At 64.1% G+C, this 14,552-nt stretch carries 15 protein-coding genes and 1 pseudogene; 11 read left to right on the top strand and 5 right to left on the bottom strand.

The features are described from left to right. Window positions 1–308 precede the first annotated feature (308 nt). From pilB to yacG, 5 genes are read left to right on the top strand one after another with little or no spacing between them, the layout of a single operon-like run. Entirely contained in the window at window positions 309–2,009 is a 1,701-nt protein-coding gene (gene pilB, locus HMPREF1224_RS32845; RefSeq protein ID WP_010793793.1) for a type IV-A pilus assembly ATPase PilB, read from the top strand. 3 nt (window positions 2,010–2,012) lie between these two features. Next, window positions 2,013–3,233 carry a type 4a pilus biogenesis protein PilC gene (gene pilC, locus HMPREF1224_RS32840; RefSeq protein ID WP_009315898.1) on the top strand — a complete coding sequence of 407 codons (1,221 nt, stop codon included), beginning with the start codon at window positions 2,013–2,015 and terminating at the stop codon, window positions 3,231–3,233. Window positions 3,234–3,236: 3 nt separating this feature from the next. After that, window positions 3,237–4,109: a type IV prepilin peptidase/methyltransferase PilD gene (pilD, locus tag HMPREF1224_RS32835; RefSeq protein WP_003125204.1), complete on the top strand. Its 873-nt coding sequence runs from the start codon at window positions 3,237–3,239 to the stop codon at window positions 4,107–4,109. Continuing rightward, window positions 4,106–4,717, top strand: a complete 612-nt coding sequence (gene coaE, locus HMPREF1224_RS32830; RefSeq protein WP_010793792.1) for a dephospho-CoA kinase — start codon at window positions 4,106–4,108, stop codon at window positions 4,715–4,717. Before pilD ends, coaE begins: the two co-directional genes overlap by 4 nt. After that, the gene (yacG, locus tag HMPREF1224_RS32825) at window positions 4,714–4,914 is read left to right on the top strand and encodes a DNA gyrase inhibitor YacG (RefSeq protein WP_003094656.1); all 201 of its coding nucleotides are present in this window, start codon (window positions 4,714–4,716) and stop codon (window positions 4,912–4,914) included. The genes coaE and yacG overlap by 4 nt, the downstream gene beginning before the upstream one ends. Before the next feature lie 36 nt (window positions 4,915–4,950). Here the strand turns inward: yacG and HMPREF1224_RS32820 are convergent, their stop codons facing one another. From HMPREF1224_RS32820 to HMPREF1224_RS32805, 4 genes are all read right to left on the bottom strand, one after another. Beyond that, window positions 4,951–5,160, bottom strand: a complete 210-nt coding sequence (locus HMPREF1224_RS32820; protein WP_003094660.1) for a hypothetical protein — start codon at window positions 5,158–5,160, stop codon at window positions 4,951–4,953. A gap of 105 nt (window positions 5,161–5,265) precedes the next feature. Then, the gene (locus HMPREF1224_RS32815) at window positions 5,266–5,955 is read right to left on the bottom strand and encodes an energy-coupling factor ABC transporter permease (protein ID WP_003094662.1); all 690 of its coding nucleotides are present in this window, start codon (window positions 5,953–5,955) and stop codon (window positions 5,266–5,268) included. After that, entirely contained in the window at window positions 5,952–6,422 is a 471-nt protein-coding gene (locus HMPREF1224_RS32810; RefSeq protein WP_010793791.1) for a hypothetical protein, read from the bottom strand. The genes HMPREF1224_RS32815 and HMPREF1224_RS32810 overlap by 4 nt, the downstream gene beginning before the upstream one ends. Continuing rightward, a complete protein-coding gene (locus HMPREF1224_RS32805; RefSeq protein ID WP_003103865.1) occupies window positions 6,419–6,844 on the bottom strand; it encodes a GNAT family N-acetyltransferase in 426 nt (141 codons plus the stop codon). Before HMPREF1224_RS32805 ends, HMPREF1224_RS32810 begins: the two co-directional genes overlap by 4 nt. A gap of 133 nt (window positions 6,845–6,977) precedes the next feature. Between HMPREF1224_RS32805 and HMPREF1224_RS32800 the strand changes: the two genes are divergently transcribed. The 4 genes from HMPREF1224_RS32800 to HMPREF1224_RS32785 all read left to right on the top strand — a co-directional run bounded on the left by HMPREF1224_RS32800 (window position 6,978) and on the right by HMPREF1224_RS32785 (window position 9,620). After that, window positions 6,978–7,607, top strand: coding sequence for a DUF1780 domain-containing protein (locus HMPREF1224_RS32800; RefSeq protein WP_003094668.1), 630 nt, complete (start codon window positions 6,978–6,980; stop codon window positions 7,605–7,607). Then, entirely contained in the window at window positions 7,604–8,053 is a 450-nt protein-coding gene (locus tag HMPREF1224_RS32795) for an MOSC domain-containing protein (RefSeq protein WP_003094670.1), read from the top strand. Before HMPREF1224_RS32800 ends, HMPREF1224_RS32795 begins: the two co-directional genes overlap by 4 nt. A 25-nt stretch (window positions 8,054–8,078) precedes the next feature. Further along, a complete protein-coding gene (locus HMPREF1224_RS32790; protein ID WP_003094672.1) occupies window positions 8,079–8,249 on the top strand; it encodes a DUF3094 family protein in 171 nt (56 codons plus the stop codon). 63 nt (window positions 8,250–8,312) lie between these two features. After that, entirely contained in the window at window positions 8,313–9,620 is a 1,308-nt protein-coding gene (locus HMPREF1224_RS32785; RefSeq protein ID WP_010793790.1) for an NAD(P)/FAD-dependent oxidoreductase, read from the top strand. Between the two features lie 39 nt (window positions 9,621–9,659). Here HMPREF1224_RS32785 and zapE read toward each other — a convergent pair whose 3' ends face one another. Continuing rightward, window positions 9,660–10,751, bottom strand: a complete 1,092-nt coding sequence (zapE, locus tag HMPREF1224_RS32780) for a cell division protein ZapE (protein ID WP_074198732.1) — start codon at window positions 10,749–10,751, stop codon at window positions 9,660–9,662. 548 nt (window positions 10,752–11,299) lie between these two features. Here zapE and HMPREF1224_RS32775 point away from each other — a divergent pair. Both HMPREF1224_RS32775 and tpsA4 read left to right on the top strand, forming a co-directional pair. Beyond that, window positions 11,300–12,937 (top strand): ShlB/FhaC/HecB family hemolysin secretion/activation protein, encoded by a 1,638-nt coding sequence (locus HMPREF1224_RS32775; RefSeq protein WP_019395746.1) that lies wholly within the window; start codon window positions 11,300–11,302, stop codon window positions 12,935–12,937. Window positions 12,938–12,985: 48 nt separating this feature from the next. Beyond that, window positions 12,986–14,552, top strand: a pseudogene (gene tpsA4 / locus HMPREF1224_RS0112340) (two-partner secretion system exoprotein TpsA4); the annotation flags it as partial.

Here is a 14,552-nt window from a genome sequence, read left to right as displayed (position 1 = left end):
GCGGGAATTGAATAAAAAACGATCAATTTTTAGCGGTGGAAGGCAGGTTGTTGATACACCGAGGCTTCACCGGCCACGCCTGCCGGCCTCATGAGAAATCCGGGCTAACGCCTGAACCTCAACAAGCACTTACCATGCCAAATATCAAACCGCGCCACGATCAAGGAAACTGGGCTCCTTTCTCGATGAGAGTCAAACTTAAAACGGACAGGATGTGACATTTTTTGACAGCTGGATTTCCTCGATTTGGCAGCGCCTATTATCTGCGTTATAAGGCACCTCAATAGCCCTTCTGCGATTCCTTCCCCATGAACAACAGCATCCAACTGAGCGGCCTGTCCCGACAGCTCGTCCAAGCCAATCTACTCGACGAAAAGACCGCCGTGCAGGCCCAGGCGCAGGCGCAGCGCAACAAGCTGTCGCTGGTGACACACCTGGTGCAGAACAAGCTGGTAAGCGGCCTGGCCCTGGCCGAATTGTCCGCCGAGCAGTTCGGCATCGCTTATTGCGACCTGAACAGCCTGGACAAGGAAAGCTTTCCGCGGGACGCTATCAGCGAGAAGCTGGTCCGCCAACACCGGGTCATCCCTCTGTGGCGGCGCGGCAACAAGCTCTTCGTAGGCATCTCCGACCCCGCCAACCACCAGGCCATCAATGATGTCCAGTTCAGCACCGGCCTGACGACCGAAGCGATTCTGGTCGAAGACGACAAGCTTGGCCTGGCCATCGACAAGCTGTTCGAAAGCGCTACCGACGGTCTCGCAGGCCTCGACGATGTCGACCTCGAGGGACTGGATATCGGTAGCGCGGACAAGTCCACCCAAGAGGATGCCAGCGCAGAAGCGGACGACGCACCTGTAGTACGTTTCGTCAACAAGATGCTGCTGGATGCCATCAAGGGCGGCTCTTCCGACCTGCACTTCGAGCCCTACGAGAAGATCTACCGGGTGCGCTTCCGTACCGACGGCATGCTCCACGAAGTGGCCAAGCCGCCGATCCAGTTGGCCAGTCGTATCTCTGCTCGTCTCAAGGTAATGGCCGGCCTGGATATCTCCGAACGACGCAAACCGCAGGACGGACGGATCAAGATGCGCGTGTCGAAGACCAAGTCCATCGACTTTCGCGTCAACACCCTGCCGACCCTGTGGGGCGAGAAGATCGTGATGCGGATCCTCGACTCCTCCAGCGCACAGATGGGCATCGACGCCCTCGGCTACGAGGAGGACCAGAAGGAACTCTACCTGGCCGCACTCAAGCAGCCGCAGGGCATGATCCTGGTCACCGGCCCCACCGGCTCGGGCAAGACGGTATCGCTATACACCGGCCTGAACATCCTGAATACCACCGACATCAACATTTCCACCGCCGAAGACCCGGTGGAGATCAACCTGGAAGGCATCAACCAGGTCAACGTCAATCCGCGCCAGGGCATGGACTTCTCCCAGGCGCTGCGCGCCTTCCTGCGCCAGGACCCGGATGTGATCATGGTCGGCGAGATCCGCGACCTGGAGACCGCCGAGATCGCCATCAAGGCGGCGCAGACCGGGCATATGGTGATGTCCACCCTGCACACCAACAGCGCCGCCGAGACCCTGACCCGGTTGCTGAACATGGGCGTGCCGGCGTTCAACCTGGCGACCTCGGTGAACCTGATCATCGCCCAGCGCCTTGCGCGAAAACTCTGTTCGCACTGCAAGAAAGAACACGAGGTGCCGAGGGAAACCCTGCTTCACGAGGGCTTCCCGGAAGACAAGATCGGCACCTTCAAGCTTTATTCGCCGGTGGGCTGCGACCATTGCAAGAACGGTTACAAGGGCCGTGTCGGTATTTATGAAGTAGTTAAAAACACCCCGGCCCTGCAGCGGATTATCATGGAGGAAGGCAACTCCATCGAGATCGCCGAGCAAGCCCGCAAAGAAGGCTTCAACGATCTGCGCACCTCAGGCCTGCTGAAAGCCATGCAGGGGATCACCAGCCTGGAGGAAGTCAACCGCGTGACCAAGGATTAATCCATGGCGGACAAAGCGTTAAAAACCAGCGTTTTCATCTGGGAGGGCACCGACAAGAAAGGCGCCAAGGTCAAGGGCGAACTGACCGGGCAGAATCCCATGCTGGTGAAGGCCCATCTGCGCAAGCAAGGCATCAATCCGCTCAAGGTACGCAAGAAAGGTATCTCCCTGCTGGGCGCAGGCAAGAAAGTCAAACCCATGGACATCGCCCTGTTCACCCGGCAGATGGCGACCATGATGGGCGCTGGCGTTCCCCTCCTGCAATCGTTCGACATCATCGGCGAAGGCTTCGACAATCCCAACATGCGCAAGTTGGTGGATGAGATCAAGCAGGAAGTGTCCTCGGGCAACAGCCTGGCCAACTCACTGAGAAAGAAACCACAGTACTTCGACGAACTCTATTGCAACCTGGTCGATGCCGGCGAGCAATCGGGCGCCTTGGAAAACTTGCTGGATAGAGTCGCGACCTACAAGGAAAAAACGGAATCGTTAAAAGCAAAGATCAGGAAGGCGATGACTTATCCTATCGCCGTCATCATCGTTGCCTTGATCGTCTCCGCCATTCTTCTGATCAAGGTCGTTCCGCAGTTCCAATCCGTATTCCAAGGTTTTGGCGCAGAGCTGCCTGCATTCACTCAAATGGTCGTAAATTTATCCGAGTTCCTACAGGAGTGGTGGCTTGCCGTCATCGTTGGTGTGGGGGCGATTGGCTTTACCTTCAAGGAACTGCATAAACGTTCGAAAAAATTCCGCGACGCACTCGACAGAACGATCCTCAAACTTCCCATTTTCGGAGGCATCGTCTACAAATCCGCGGTCGCCCGTTATGCACGGACCTTGTCCACGACCTTCGCCGCAGGTGTTCCCCTGGTCGATGCGCTCGACTCCGTCTCCGGAGCGACCGGCAATATCGTGTTCAAGAACGCGGTCAGCAAGATCAAGCAAGACGTTTCCACCGGCATGCAGCTCAACTTCTCCATGCGCACCACCAGCGTCTTTCCCAACATGGCGATCCAGATGACCGCCATCGGCGAGGAGTCCGGTTCGCTCGATGAGATGCTGAGCAAAGTCGCCAGCTACTACGAAGAGGAAGTCGACAACGCCGTGGACAACCTCACCACGCTCATGGAACCGATGATCATGGCCGTTCTCGGCGTACTGGTTGGCGGTCTGATCGTGGCCATGTACCTTCCGATCTTCCAACTCGGCAACGTCGTCGGATAACTGATGCCCCTCCTCGACTACCTGGCCAGCCATCCGCTGGCCTTTGTCTTGTGCGCCATACTCCTCGGCCTGCTGGTCGGCAGCTTCCTCAACGTCGTCGTGCATCGCCTGCCGAAGATGATGGAGCGCAACTGGAAGGCCGAGGCCCGCGAAGCGCTCGGGCTGGAGCCGGAACCCAAGCAGGCGACCTACAACCTGGTGCTGCCGAATTCGGCGTGCCCGCGCTGCGGCCACGAGATCCGCCCCTGGGAAAACATCCCGCTGGTCAGCTACCTGGCGCTGGGCGGCAAGTGCTCGTCCTGCAAGGCCGCCATCGGCAAACGCTACCCCCTGGTGGAACTGGCCACCGCGCTGCTTTCCGGCTACGTCGCCTGGCATTTCGGCTTCACCTGGCAGGCGGGCGCGATGCTCCTGCTGACCTGGGGTCTGCTGGCGATGAGCCTGATCGATGCCGATCACCAACTGCTGCCGGACGTGCTGGTGCTACCGCTGCTCTGGCTGGGCCTGATCGCCAACCATTTCGGCCTCTTCGCCAGCCTCGACGATGCGCTGTTCGGCGCGGTGTTCGGCTACCTGAGCCTGTGGTCGGTGTTCTGGCTGTTCAAGCTGGTGACCGGCAAGGAGGGCATGGGCTACGGCGACTTCAAGCTGCTGGCCATGCTCGGTGCCTGGGGCGGCTGGCAGATCCTGCCGCTGACCATCCTGCTGTCGTCGCTGGTCGGGGCGATCCTCGGGGTGATCATGCTGCGCCTGCGCAACGCCGAAAGCGGCACGCCGATCCCTTTCGGTCCCTATCTGGCGATTGCCGGGTGGATTGCTTTGCTCTGGGGTGATCAAATAACCCGGACCTATCTGCAATTCGCCGGATTCAAATGACCCAACCCTGGATACTAGGCCTCACGGGCGGTATCGGCAGCGGCAAGAGCGCAGCCGCCGAGCATTTCATTTCCCTCGGCGTCCACCTGGTGGACGCCGACCATGCCGCCCGCTGGGTGGTGGAGCCGGGGCGTCCGGCCCTGGCGAAGATCGTCGAACGCTTCGGCGACGGCATCCTCCTGCCCGATGGCCAGCTCGACCGCGCCGCCTTGCGCGAGCGGATCTTCCAGGCGCCGGAGGAACGGCGCTGGCTGGAGCAATTGCTGCACCCGCTGATCGGCGCGGAGATCGTCCAGTACCTGGCCAGGGCCGAATCGCCCTATGCCATCCTGGTCTCGCCGCTGCTGGTGGAGTCCGGCCAGCGCCAGATGGCCCACCGCGTGCTGGTGGTGGATACCCCGGAACATCTGCAACTACAGCGCACCATGCTTCGCGACAAGGTCTCCGAGGAGCAGGTGCGCTCGATCCTCCAGGCCCAGGCCCGGCGCGACGAGCGCTTGAAGCACGCCGACGACGTGCTGGTCAACGACGGCGACCTGTCCCACCTGCAGCGTGAAGTCGAACGACTGCACGCCTTCTACCTGACCTTGCGAGGAGGCCGAGCATGAGCCAGCCCCTGACCGTGGAGTGCCCGACCTGCGGCGCGCCCGTCGAATGGAAAAGCGACAACAAGTACCGCCCCTTCTGCTCCGACCGCTGCAAGCTGATCGATCTCGGCGCCTGGGCCGCCGAGGAACATGCGATCCCCGGCGACACCCTGGAAGACGACATCTTCTCCGCCGACCTGCCGCCTCGCGAGCATTGAACGCAACGGGCCAGCCAATCCGGCTGGCCCGTTCCTTCAGGGACGCATGAAAGCGTAGTCGCGCTGGTCGTCGAGATTCTCCGCAAGAAATTGCAGTTCGCTGGCCAGGTCGCCAGCATCGCGCTCCGCCCGGTTCAGTTCGACGATTGCGCTGAGCAACGCGCGCAGGCGCATTGCCCGGTCCGCCTCGTCGCTCTTCGACAGCAACTCTCGCAGGCCCTCTCGGGCCCATTCATGGACACCCATGTTCCGCTCCTCACCTGGGAAAACGGCAGGATCGCGGCCAGCTTCGTCCGAAACACTGACGCAAGTCAGCCGCCGCCCGCCATGGACCCGGCGAATGACTGGTCATCAGGGCTTGCGCTCTTCGTCCTTCCAGGGCGCCTGCAGGTAGCGCGTGCGATTGAAGGTTTCCAGCCACTCCGGGTAGTAGACCACCAGGCCGGTGATCACCGTGCCGTTGATGAAGGCCTCGGGGAACATAATCAGCCACAGGTAACCAGCGAAGTCCTCCAGCCAGGGCGGCATCGGGAAAAGGCCGTCGATCCAGACCACGCCAAGGCCGAGCAGCAGGACCACCACCGCGGTGAGGGCCGCCGGGAAGAAACCGCAGCAGAAGATGTAGACGAACAGGTTGCGCGGCTGGCGCTTTTCCACGAACAACGCCGCCAGCTCCGCGATCAGCGCGGGGATCGCCACCAGCAGCACGCCGTTGACGCCGATCGCCAGCCAATCCTGGCGGCCGAGCAGGCACAAGCCCAGTTGCGCCACCAGCCCCACCACGATCGCCAGCGGCCAGTCGAGCAGCAAGGTGACGGCGGTCATGCCGATGAAATGGAAGGACAGTCCCGACTCGAAGTCCCGGCGCACCAGCCAGAGCAGGAACAGCCCGAGCATGGTGCCGAACACCAGGTGCTGGCGGCGGGTATCGCTGACCAGCTCGACCCAGGGCGCGCGCCAGGCGGCGAGCAGCAGCAGCGGCGCATAGATGGCCCAGCCCAGTTCCAGGCTTTCCGCCGACAGCAACTCGGCCGCGATCACGGCTGCAGTTGTTCCAGGGCGATGCGCAGGGCCACCGGCGAATCCAACTGGCGGATTTCCAACACGCGGCGCTGCTCCAGCCTGACCCAGAGCACCTTGCCCTCGTCCGAGGCATAGCGAGAAGCGATGGCCGCGTCGCGATCGAGCAGCACCGGATAACTGTAGTCACGCATGGCCGGCACCGCGAAAAGCCGGGAAATCAGCGCCGGCATGCGGCTGATGTCCGCCAGGAACAGCGCGTGGCGCGCCTCCAGGTAGCCCTTTGGGCGCTCCGCCAGCGCCGCCTTGACCAGCTTCGAGCCGTCCATGTCCCGCGCCACCAGCAGGACCCGGGTGGAGTAGTCCAGCGAGTGCGCCTTTTCGAACTGGTCCTGCAACGTCCAGGGCTCCAGGGTGGAGCCCTTCTCCACGGCCAGCGCCAGGCCGGGCAGCAGCATGCCCAGCAGAACCCAATGCAATCGTTTCACGCGTGTCCCTCCCGAGTGGAAAATACCTGGATGTCCTTGCGCCGCTCCCAGTCCGACTGGGCTCGCCAGAATGCCTGTGCCTCCTCGGCGGCATCCAGGACGAAGACATGGGATTTGCCGATCCCCTCCCTCGCCAGACGCGCCAGCACTTCGTCGAGCATCCGCCGCGCCAGCCCCAGCCCTCGATAACCGGGATCGACCACCAGGTGCTGGAGGTAACCACGGCGACCGTCATGCCCGGCCATCAGGCAGGCGATCACCTCCCCTTCGGTTTCGACCAGCAGGCTCAGCCCGGGGTTGCGTTGAAGGTAGGCGAGGAAGAAGGGATAGGCGTCCTCCGCACGGAGGCGGATACCTGGCGTTCGCGACCACAGCGCGAAGAGTGCCGGGTGATCGGCGGCGATGACGCTGCGAAGTTGCATCGGAACGGCTCCGGCCCAAGGGGAACGGCAGTGTACACCGAGCCTCGCCGCTGGCGCGCTCCGGGACGGATTGTCGCAGCCGGAGCTGCCTGCGGGCTGGAAAGCGGGCCCGCCGGCAGACTAAGCTGAGCCCATGAACGAAGCGGATTATCTGCGCCTGCTCACCCGTCAGGCCGAACAAGCCAACGACTTCCTCTCCAACGCACGTAAATGGGACCGCGAGCGCTGGGTCTGCCAGCGCTTCCTCGAAGCCCTCAACGTGCCCTATCGCCAGGAGGATTTCGCCGCCCCCGGGGAGCAGCCGCCGGACGTCCTGTTCAAGGGTGCCGGCTTCGAGGTGTTCTTCGTCCTCGATGAAGGTCGCCGGCTGAACGAGGAGTGGCGCGAGGAACTGACCCGTCGCCGCCAGGCCGTCAGCCTGCGCCAACTGATCCGCCGCGAAGAGCGGCCACAACGGATCGCCGCCGCCGAGCTGCAGGCACGGCTGGCGCCAACCCTGCGCAAGAAGGCGCACAACTATAGCGAGCGCGGCATCGACCACGGCGAACTGGACCTGCTGGCCTTCGTCAACCTGAAGCGCGCGGTGCCCGATTTCAATACGCCCTTCCCGCCGCCCACCGAATACCTGCGCCAAGGCTGGCGCTCGCTGTCGATGGTCGGTCCGACCTTTGCCCGGGTGCTCTTCGCTCACTCCGGCGCCCCCGAATTCCTGCGCGCCAACCTCGGCCGCAGCATCCTGTTCGACGCCGGGGTAGGCCTGTGAGCGAAGGGCGGGTGAAGTGGATCGGCGTGCGCTCCGGCAGCCGCGCGCCGATCCAGGAACTGGAGGCGGTGGAGGCACGGCGCGGCCTGGGACTGACGGGCGATCACCCGCACCCGCCGCGCCAGGTCACCCTAGTGCAGTGGGAACACATCGAGGCCCTCGGTACCCTGCTGGGCAGGCCGCTGTTGCCCAACGAGATGCGCCGCAACATCGCCGTCGCCGGCATCAACCTGCTCAGCCTGAAGGACCGTCGCTTCCGCCTCGGCGGCGCGCTGCTGGAAACCACTGGCTGGTACCAACCCTGCGGACGCCTGGAAAAGCACATCGACCACCGCACGCTGAAAAGCGTGCGCGAACAGGGCGGCATCACCGCGCGGGTGATCGGCAGCGGAGTGATCCGCCTCGACGATCCGCTGGTGATCGAGCCCCCTGTCTGTCTAGAATGACCGACATCGAAAACGGAGGCCTGCCATGTCCAGCCGACTGAGCCCCGAAGACCAGCAGAAGGTCGAGCAGTACCTCGCCTCGCCGCTGCACCAGGTCGAGCGTGCGCCGTTCCGCCCGTGGTTCCTGATGTTCGTCCTGCTCGCCGTGGTCATCGGCCTGGGCCTGCTCAGCCGCCTCCTCAGCTACCTGGCCTGAGTCGTCCGGTCGAGCCACGCTCCCGACGACCGCCTCACGGAATTCCCACTATGAGATATCCACATGTCCCATCGCATCGTGATCGTCGGCGGCGGCGCCGGCGGGCTGGAGCTCGCCACCCGTCTCGGCCGCACCCTGGGTAAACGCGGCAAGGCCCAGGTCACCCTGGTCGACGCCAACCTCACCCACATCTGGAAACCCCTGCTGCACGAAGTCGCTGCCGGCTCGCTCAACTCCTCCGAGGACGAGCTGAACTACGTCGCCCAGGCGAAGTGGAACCACTTCGAATTCCAGCTCGGCCGCATGCAGGGCCTGGATCGCGCCTGCAAGCGGGTCCGCCTGGCCGCACTGGTGGACGAGAATGGCGTTGAACTGGTTCCCGAGCGCGACATCGCCTACGACACCCTGGTGATCGCCGTCGGCAGCACCACCAACGACTTCGGCACCGAGGGCGCTGCGGAACACTGCATTTTCCTCGATACCCGCGCCCAGGCCGAGCGCTTCCACCGCCAGCTGCTCGGCCAGTACCTGCGTGCGCATACCGGGCACGACGCGAACAACAACGCAGTGAGTATCGCCATCATCGGCGCCGGCGCCACCGGCGTCGAATTGGCTGCGGAACTGCACCACGCCGCGCAGATGCTGGCCGCCTACGGGCTCGACCGGATCCGCCCGGAAGACCTGCACATCAGCCTGGTCGAAGCCGGCCCGCGGGTGCTGCCGGCGCTGCCCGAGCGTATCAGCCAGCCGGTACACCAGACCCTGAGCAAGCTCGGCGTACGGGTGATGACCGGCTCCGCGGTGAGCAAGGTAGATGCGGACGGCCTCTGGACCGGCGACGGCGAATTCGTCCCGGCGACGCTCAAGGTGTGGGCGGCGGGCATCCGGGCTCCGGCCTTCCTCAAGGAACTCGACGGCCTGGAAAGCAACCGTATCAACCAACTGGTGGTCCGCCCGACCCTGCAGACCACCCGCGACGACGACATCTTCGCCTTCGGCGACTGCGCCGCCTGTCCCCAGCCGGCGCAACCGGGAGAGCAACCGCGCAACGTGCCGCCACGCGCCCAGGCCGCGCACCAGCAGGCCTCGCTGCTGGTGAAATCGCTGCGTGCCCGTCTCGAAGGCAAGCCGCTGGGCGAATATCACTACCGCGACTACGGTTCGCTGATCTCGCTGTCGCGCTTCAGCGCGGTCGGCAACCTGATGGGCAATCTGATGGGTAGCGTCATGCTCGAAGGCTGGCTGGCGCGGATGTTCTACGTATCGCTATACCGCATGCACCAGATGGCGTTGTACGGTCCGCTGCGCACCGCGATGCTGATGCTTAGCGGCCGCCTGCGCAGCACCGAGCCACGCCTCAAGCTGCACTGAGCCATTACGCCCCGTTTGCCGTCGGCGCGGGGCGTTCCTTCAACAGCGAAGCTGGCGCAACTGCGCCAGCCGACTGGCGGTACGCTGCATGTCCGCAGGCAGGTCGCTGCCCTCGACCAGGTCCGGCAGCGCCTTTTCGGCACTCAGGAAAAAACGCCGGTCATTGTCGTAAAGGACGTCGACGAGATTGATGAAGCGCTGCTGGGCGGCGACCGAACAGCGCGCCATCGGCGGTACGCCCTCCAGCACCCAGGTAGAGAAGCGTTCGCCGAGGGCAAGGTAGTCCATCACCGCGGTTGGCGCCTCGCAAAGGTCGGCGAAGGCGAACCACACCAGGTCGCCGCACACCGCGCGCGCCTGCAACGTCCTCGCGCCGCTTTGCAGGGTCACGCGTTGCGAGGGCTCGGGCGCGGACAAGCCCAGCTCGTCCAGGCAAGCGCATGAGGCTGGCCAGCAATACCCGCCGCTGGCATAACCGGAAGCGATCTCCTGCCGCGGCGAAATCGTCCGGTAGTCCCGGGCGCCGGCTACTTCCAGCACTTCCATGCGCGTCTCGATCAACCGGATCGCCGGCAGGAAGCGTTCGTGGTAGAGCGGATTGGGCAGCAGTTGCCGCGGCGCGTAGTTGGAGGTGCAGACCAGGGTGATCTTCCTGCGGAACAGCTCCCTGAACAGGCGTGTTATCAGCATCGCGTCGCCGATGTCGTGGACATGGAATTCGTCGAAGCAAAGCAGCCGGCAATCTCCTAGCAGTTCGTCGAGCGCACCGCCCAGGGCATCGGGCCGCCCCTGGCGGCGGAACATGCCGTCATGAAGCTGGCGAAAGAACGCATGGAAATGCGTCCGGCGCAGGCCCTGCAAATCGGCGCTGCGAAAGAAGCCATCCATCAGCCAGCTCTTGCCGCGCCCGACCGGCCCCCACAGGTAGAGGCTGCGCGGCGCTTGCCGGAATAGCGACGGACCTCGACGCAAGCGCTCCGCCAATCGATCGAGATGAAGAATGGCATTGCCCTGGGCTGCGTCCAGCACATAGCCGCGCCGTTGCGCCTCTTGGTGGAAATAGCGGGCTACGGGCGTTGTGGGCTTGGTGCCGGTCATGGGTGAACGCCACGAAAAAGAACCGAAAGACACACTCCGTTGATGCTCAGCCTGAGAGGGCCCTTAAACCGAGAACGGCATTCTAGCGCTGCGTCCTGCCCATGCTCCAGCCGCCAGACCGAACGGCGGGCGATAGTCGGACAGGCCCTTTGATCATGACCGCCACGGTCGCGATACGGAATCGCGCTCAGCCGCTACTTCCGCCCCACTGTTTCCGCCGCTTCCGCTGCCGAGCCCATTATCACCGGAGTTTTTTCCTACAGCAGTCCTCCCAGTCCCCTACGAAAACCAAGAAGTTCTACCGGCCAACGCCAGAAAACTACGATTGTCGCCGTTTCAGCCTCGCCCCAGGCTATCGCCCACTCGATTCTCCGCCTTGAAACCGATCGTTCTGCACATGCCTGCGGATATCGGCTTCTTTTCCCTGCAAGAACCGCGCTCCGGGCCGATTGACCATGCATCCAGCTTTTCCGCGTAACCAGGCTAGCCTTTCTTTCCCACCTCCCTCTCCAAAACCTTCCGGCAGTTCCACTTCGATCGTTCCATCCCTCAGGGCCGGACCGCTGCTCCGTACGGGCCTCATGGGAATGGCCATGTTGTCGTCCTGCCTTGCCAATGCCGCCCCGGATGCGGGGCAGGCGCTGCGTGACGTGGAAAGCCGACGCCTGAACCTGCCCGCGCCGGTGGAACTGGACGCCGAGCGCCCCAGCCCCGAGGACGGCGTATCACGGGCTGCCGAAGAGGGCGGCCCGACGGTGCTGATCAAGCGCTTCCAACTCAGCGGCAACAGGCAGTTCGACGATCGACGCCTGCTGGCGCTCCTGCACGACCTGCCGGGCCAGGAACTCAATCTGAGCCAATTGCACGCCGCCGCCGCCCGCATCGGCGATTTCTATCAGGAAAAGGGATATGTGCTGGCGCGCGCCTTCCTCCCGGCACAGGAAATCCAGGATGGAACGGTACGCATCGAAGTGCTCGAGGGACGCTACGGCAGGATCGAACTGCACAACACGTCCCGAACGCTGGACCGCGTTCTACTCCGCCCCTTGAGCGCACTCGAACGAGATACCGCGGTCCAGGGCTCGGAGCTGGAGCGTGCGCTTCTGCTCCTGAGCGACATTCCCGGCCTCCAGGCCAAAGGCACCCTGCTGCCGGGCCAGGCGCAGGGAACCACGGACTTGCGCGTCGAGGCCCGCCCCGGCCCGCTGGTCGGCGGCAGGCTGGAGGCAGACAACTATGGCGGCCGCTACATGGGGGAATATCGCCTGGGAACCACCCTCGACTTCAACAGCCCGCTGCGACTGGGCGACCAGGCGAGACTGAGCCTGCTGGGCAGCGACCGGCACCAACGCTACTACCGTGCAGCCTATCAACTGCCCCTTGGTTCCCGAGGCACGCGCATCGGACTGGCCCACGCCGAGACGACCTATCGACTGGTACGCGATTTCTCGCGCCTGGACGCCCATGGCCGGGCCATTACCGACAGTCTGTTCGTCAGCCAGCCCCTGCTGCGTAGCCGCAGCTTAAGCCTGTCCACCCAGTTGCAATATGAAAACAAGCGACTTCGCGATGACCAGGAGCGTACCGGGAGGCATAGCCGCAAGGAGATCCGCCTGTGGACCGCCAGCATCAGCGGAAACGCCCAGGACCGCTTGTTCGGCGGTGGACAGAGCGGCTTCTCGCTGGCCTATGCCCACGGCCAGCTCGCCATCGACTCCGGCGAAGAGCGGCTGCTGGACCGCTACACCATCGGTACCGCCGGCAGCTTCGACAAGATCATGCTCAACGCCGTACGCCTGCAGCACCTGGGCGACCGCCTGCAGTTGTTCGCCCAACTCAACGCCCAGTGGAGCGGCGGCAACCTCGACAGCGCGGAACAGTTCGACATGGGCGGCCCCTACGGCGTTCGGGCGTTCCCCCTGGGCAGCTACAAGGGCTACGGCGACGAAGGCTGGCAAGCCAGTGCGGAGCTGCGCTACAGCCTGGCTCCGGGCTGGCAGCTGAGTTCGTTCGTCGACCAGGGCGCGGTGAAATTCCTCAAGCACCCCAACACCACGGAAGGCAATCGCAACCGCATGGCCGCCGTCGGCAGCGGCGCAACCTGGTACGGAACGGATCACCAGGTCAGCCTGACCGCCGCCTGGCCCCTGAGCCAGGAAAACAACATCGAGCCCGAGCGCACTCCCCGGCTGTGGTTGCAAGCGACCCGCTACTTCTGAGCAAGCTCCCGCCCGCCATGCCGGCGGGCCCCACTGAAAGGAAAAGCCATGAACAAGAGCTATACGCTGGTCTGGAACCAGGCCACAGGCTGTTGGAACGTCGCAAGCGAAGGTGCCCGTCGGCGCAGCAAGAGCGGACGCGGCAAGGCGCTCGTAGTCGCCGGAGCGTCACTGCTCGGCCTGTTCTGCCAGGCCCCCGCCTTCGCCCTGCCCAGCGGCGCCACGGTCGTTTCAGGCGATGCCGGATTCCAGACATCCACCGATGGCCGGCATATGGTCATCGACCAGCAGAGCCACAAGCTGATCACCAATTGGAACGAGTTCAGCGTCCGTGCCGATGAGCGGGTCAGCTTCCACCAGCCGGGCCAGGACGCCGTCGCCCTGAACCGGGTGATCGGCCGCAACGGCAGCGATATCCAGGGGCGGATAGATGCCAACGGCAAGGTCTTCCTGGTCAATCCCAACGGCGTGGTCTTCGGCAAGTCCGCCCAGGTCAACGTAGGCGGCCTGGTGGCTTCCACCCTGGACCTGGCCGACAGGGACTTCCTCGCCGGCAACTACCAGTTCTCCGGCGACTCCGGCGCAACCGTAAGCAATGCCGGCAGCCTGCAAGCCAGCGAAGGCGGCAGCATCGCCCTGCTGGGCGCCCGGGTCAGCAACGACGGCGTGATCCAGGCGCAACTCGGCGACGTGGCCCTGGGCGCAGGCCAGGGCATCAACCTCAATTTCGACGGCGACGGCCTGCTCAACCTGCAGGTGGACAAGGGCTCGGTCGACGCTCTCGCACACAACGGCGGCCTCATCCGCGCCGATGGCGGCCAGGTGCTGATGAGCGCCCGCAGCGCCGACAGCCTGCTCAAGACCGTCGTCAACAACCAGGGCACTCTCGAGGCCAGGACGCTACGCAGCGCGGAAGGACGCATCGTCCTCGACGGCGGCGAACAGGGTACCGTGCGGGTGGCCGGCAAGCAGGACGCCAGCGCCATCGGCGGAGGCAATGGCGGCCTGGTGCTGAACCAGGGCGCGAACGTCGAGATACAGCGAACCGCGCAGGTGGACACCCATGCCGACCAGGGCGCAACCGGCACCTGGAGGATTCTCTCGCACGAGGTCAGCGTAGCCGCTGTCGGCCAGGCAAACGCTGCCGGTGATGGTTCCGGCCAGGTCCATGTAGCGCAGGGCCCAGCCGGGGCCAATGCGTCCGATAGCAACGGCGTGACCATCGTTCAGCAGCAGCCGGCCGTCGACCTCGCCGCCGGCGCCAACGGTACCTCCGCAGTGCAGAGCCAGAGCGGCGCCAACATCGGCTCGGGCGCCAGTGGCATCAGCGTCGTGCAAAGCCAGAACAGCCCCAATATCGGCTCGGGCGCCAATGGCATCAGCGTCGTGCAAAGCCAGAATGGCGCCAATATCGGCGCCGGCGCGAGTGGCATCAGCGTCGTGCAGAGCCAGAACAGCCCCAATATCGGCTCGGGCGTCAATGGCGTGACTGTCGTGCAGAGCCAGAACGGTGCCAATATCGGTTCTGGCGCAAGTGGCATCACCGTTGTGCAAAGCCAGAATGGCGCAAATATCGGTTCAGGCGCGAGTGGCATCAGCGTCGTGCAGAGCCAGA

This window comes from Pseudomonas sp. P179, from assembly GCF_000478485.2.
Lineage (GTDB): Bacteria > Pseudomonadota > Gammaproteobacteria > Pseudomonadales > Pseudomonadaceae > Pseudomonas > Pseudomonas aeruginosa.
Note: the sequence above shows the minus strand (reverse complement) of the source record. Positions and strands in the feature narration are given on the sequence as shown.

Bases quoted from the DNA above. Each gene is read 5' to 3' on its own strand.
- pilB (WP_010793793.1), top strand. From the start codon at position 309: ATGAACAACAGCATCCAACTGAGCGGCCTGTCCCGACAGCTCGTCCAA.
- pilC (WP_009315898.1), top strand. From the start codon at position 2,013: ATGGCGGACAAAGCGTTAAAAACCAGCGTTTTCATCTGGGAGGGCACC.
- pilD (WP_003125204.1), top strand. From the start codon at position 3,237: ATGCCCCTCCTCGACTACCTGGCCAGCCATCCGCTGGCCTTTGTCTTG.
- coaE (WP_010793792.1), top strand. From the start codon at position 4,106: ATGACCCAACCCTGGATACTAGGCCTCACGGGCGGTATCGGCAGCGGC.
- yacG (WP_003094656.1), top strand. From the start codon at position 4,714: ATGAGCCAGCCCCTGACCGTGGAGTGCCCGACCTGCGGCGCGCCCGTC.
- HMPREF1224_RS32820 (WP_003094660.1), bottom strand. From the start codon at position 5,160: ATGGGTGTCCATGAATGGGCCCGAGAGGGCCTGCGAGAGTTGCTGTCG.
- HMPREF1224_RS32805 (WP_003103865.1), bottom strand. From the start codon at position 6,844: ATGCAACTTCGCAGCGTCATCGCCGCCGATCACCCGGCACTCTTCGCG.
- HMPREF1224_RS32800 (WP_003094668.1), top strand. From the start codon at position 6,978: ATGAACGAAGCGGATTATCTGCGCCTGCTCACCCGTCAGGCCGAACAA.
- HMPREF1224_RS32790 (WP_003094672.1), top strand. From the start codon at position 8,079: ATGTCCAGCCGACTGAGCCCCGAAGACCAGCAGAAGGTCGAGCAGTAC.
- HMPREF1224_RS32785 (WP_010793790.1), top strand. From the start codon at position 8,313: ATGTCCCATCGCATCGTGATCGTCGGCGGCGGCGCCGGCGGGCTGGAG.
- HMPREF1224_RS32775 (WP_019395746.1), top strand. From the start codon at position 11,300: ATGGGAATGGCCATGTTGTCGTCCTGCCTTGCCAATGCCGCCCCGGAT.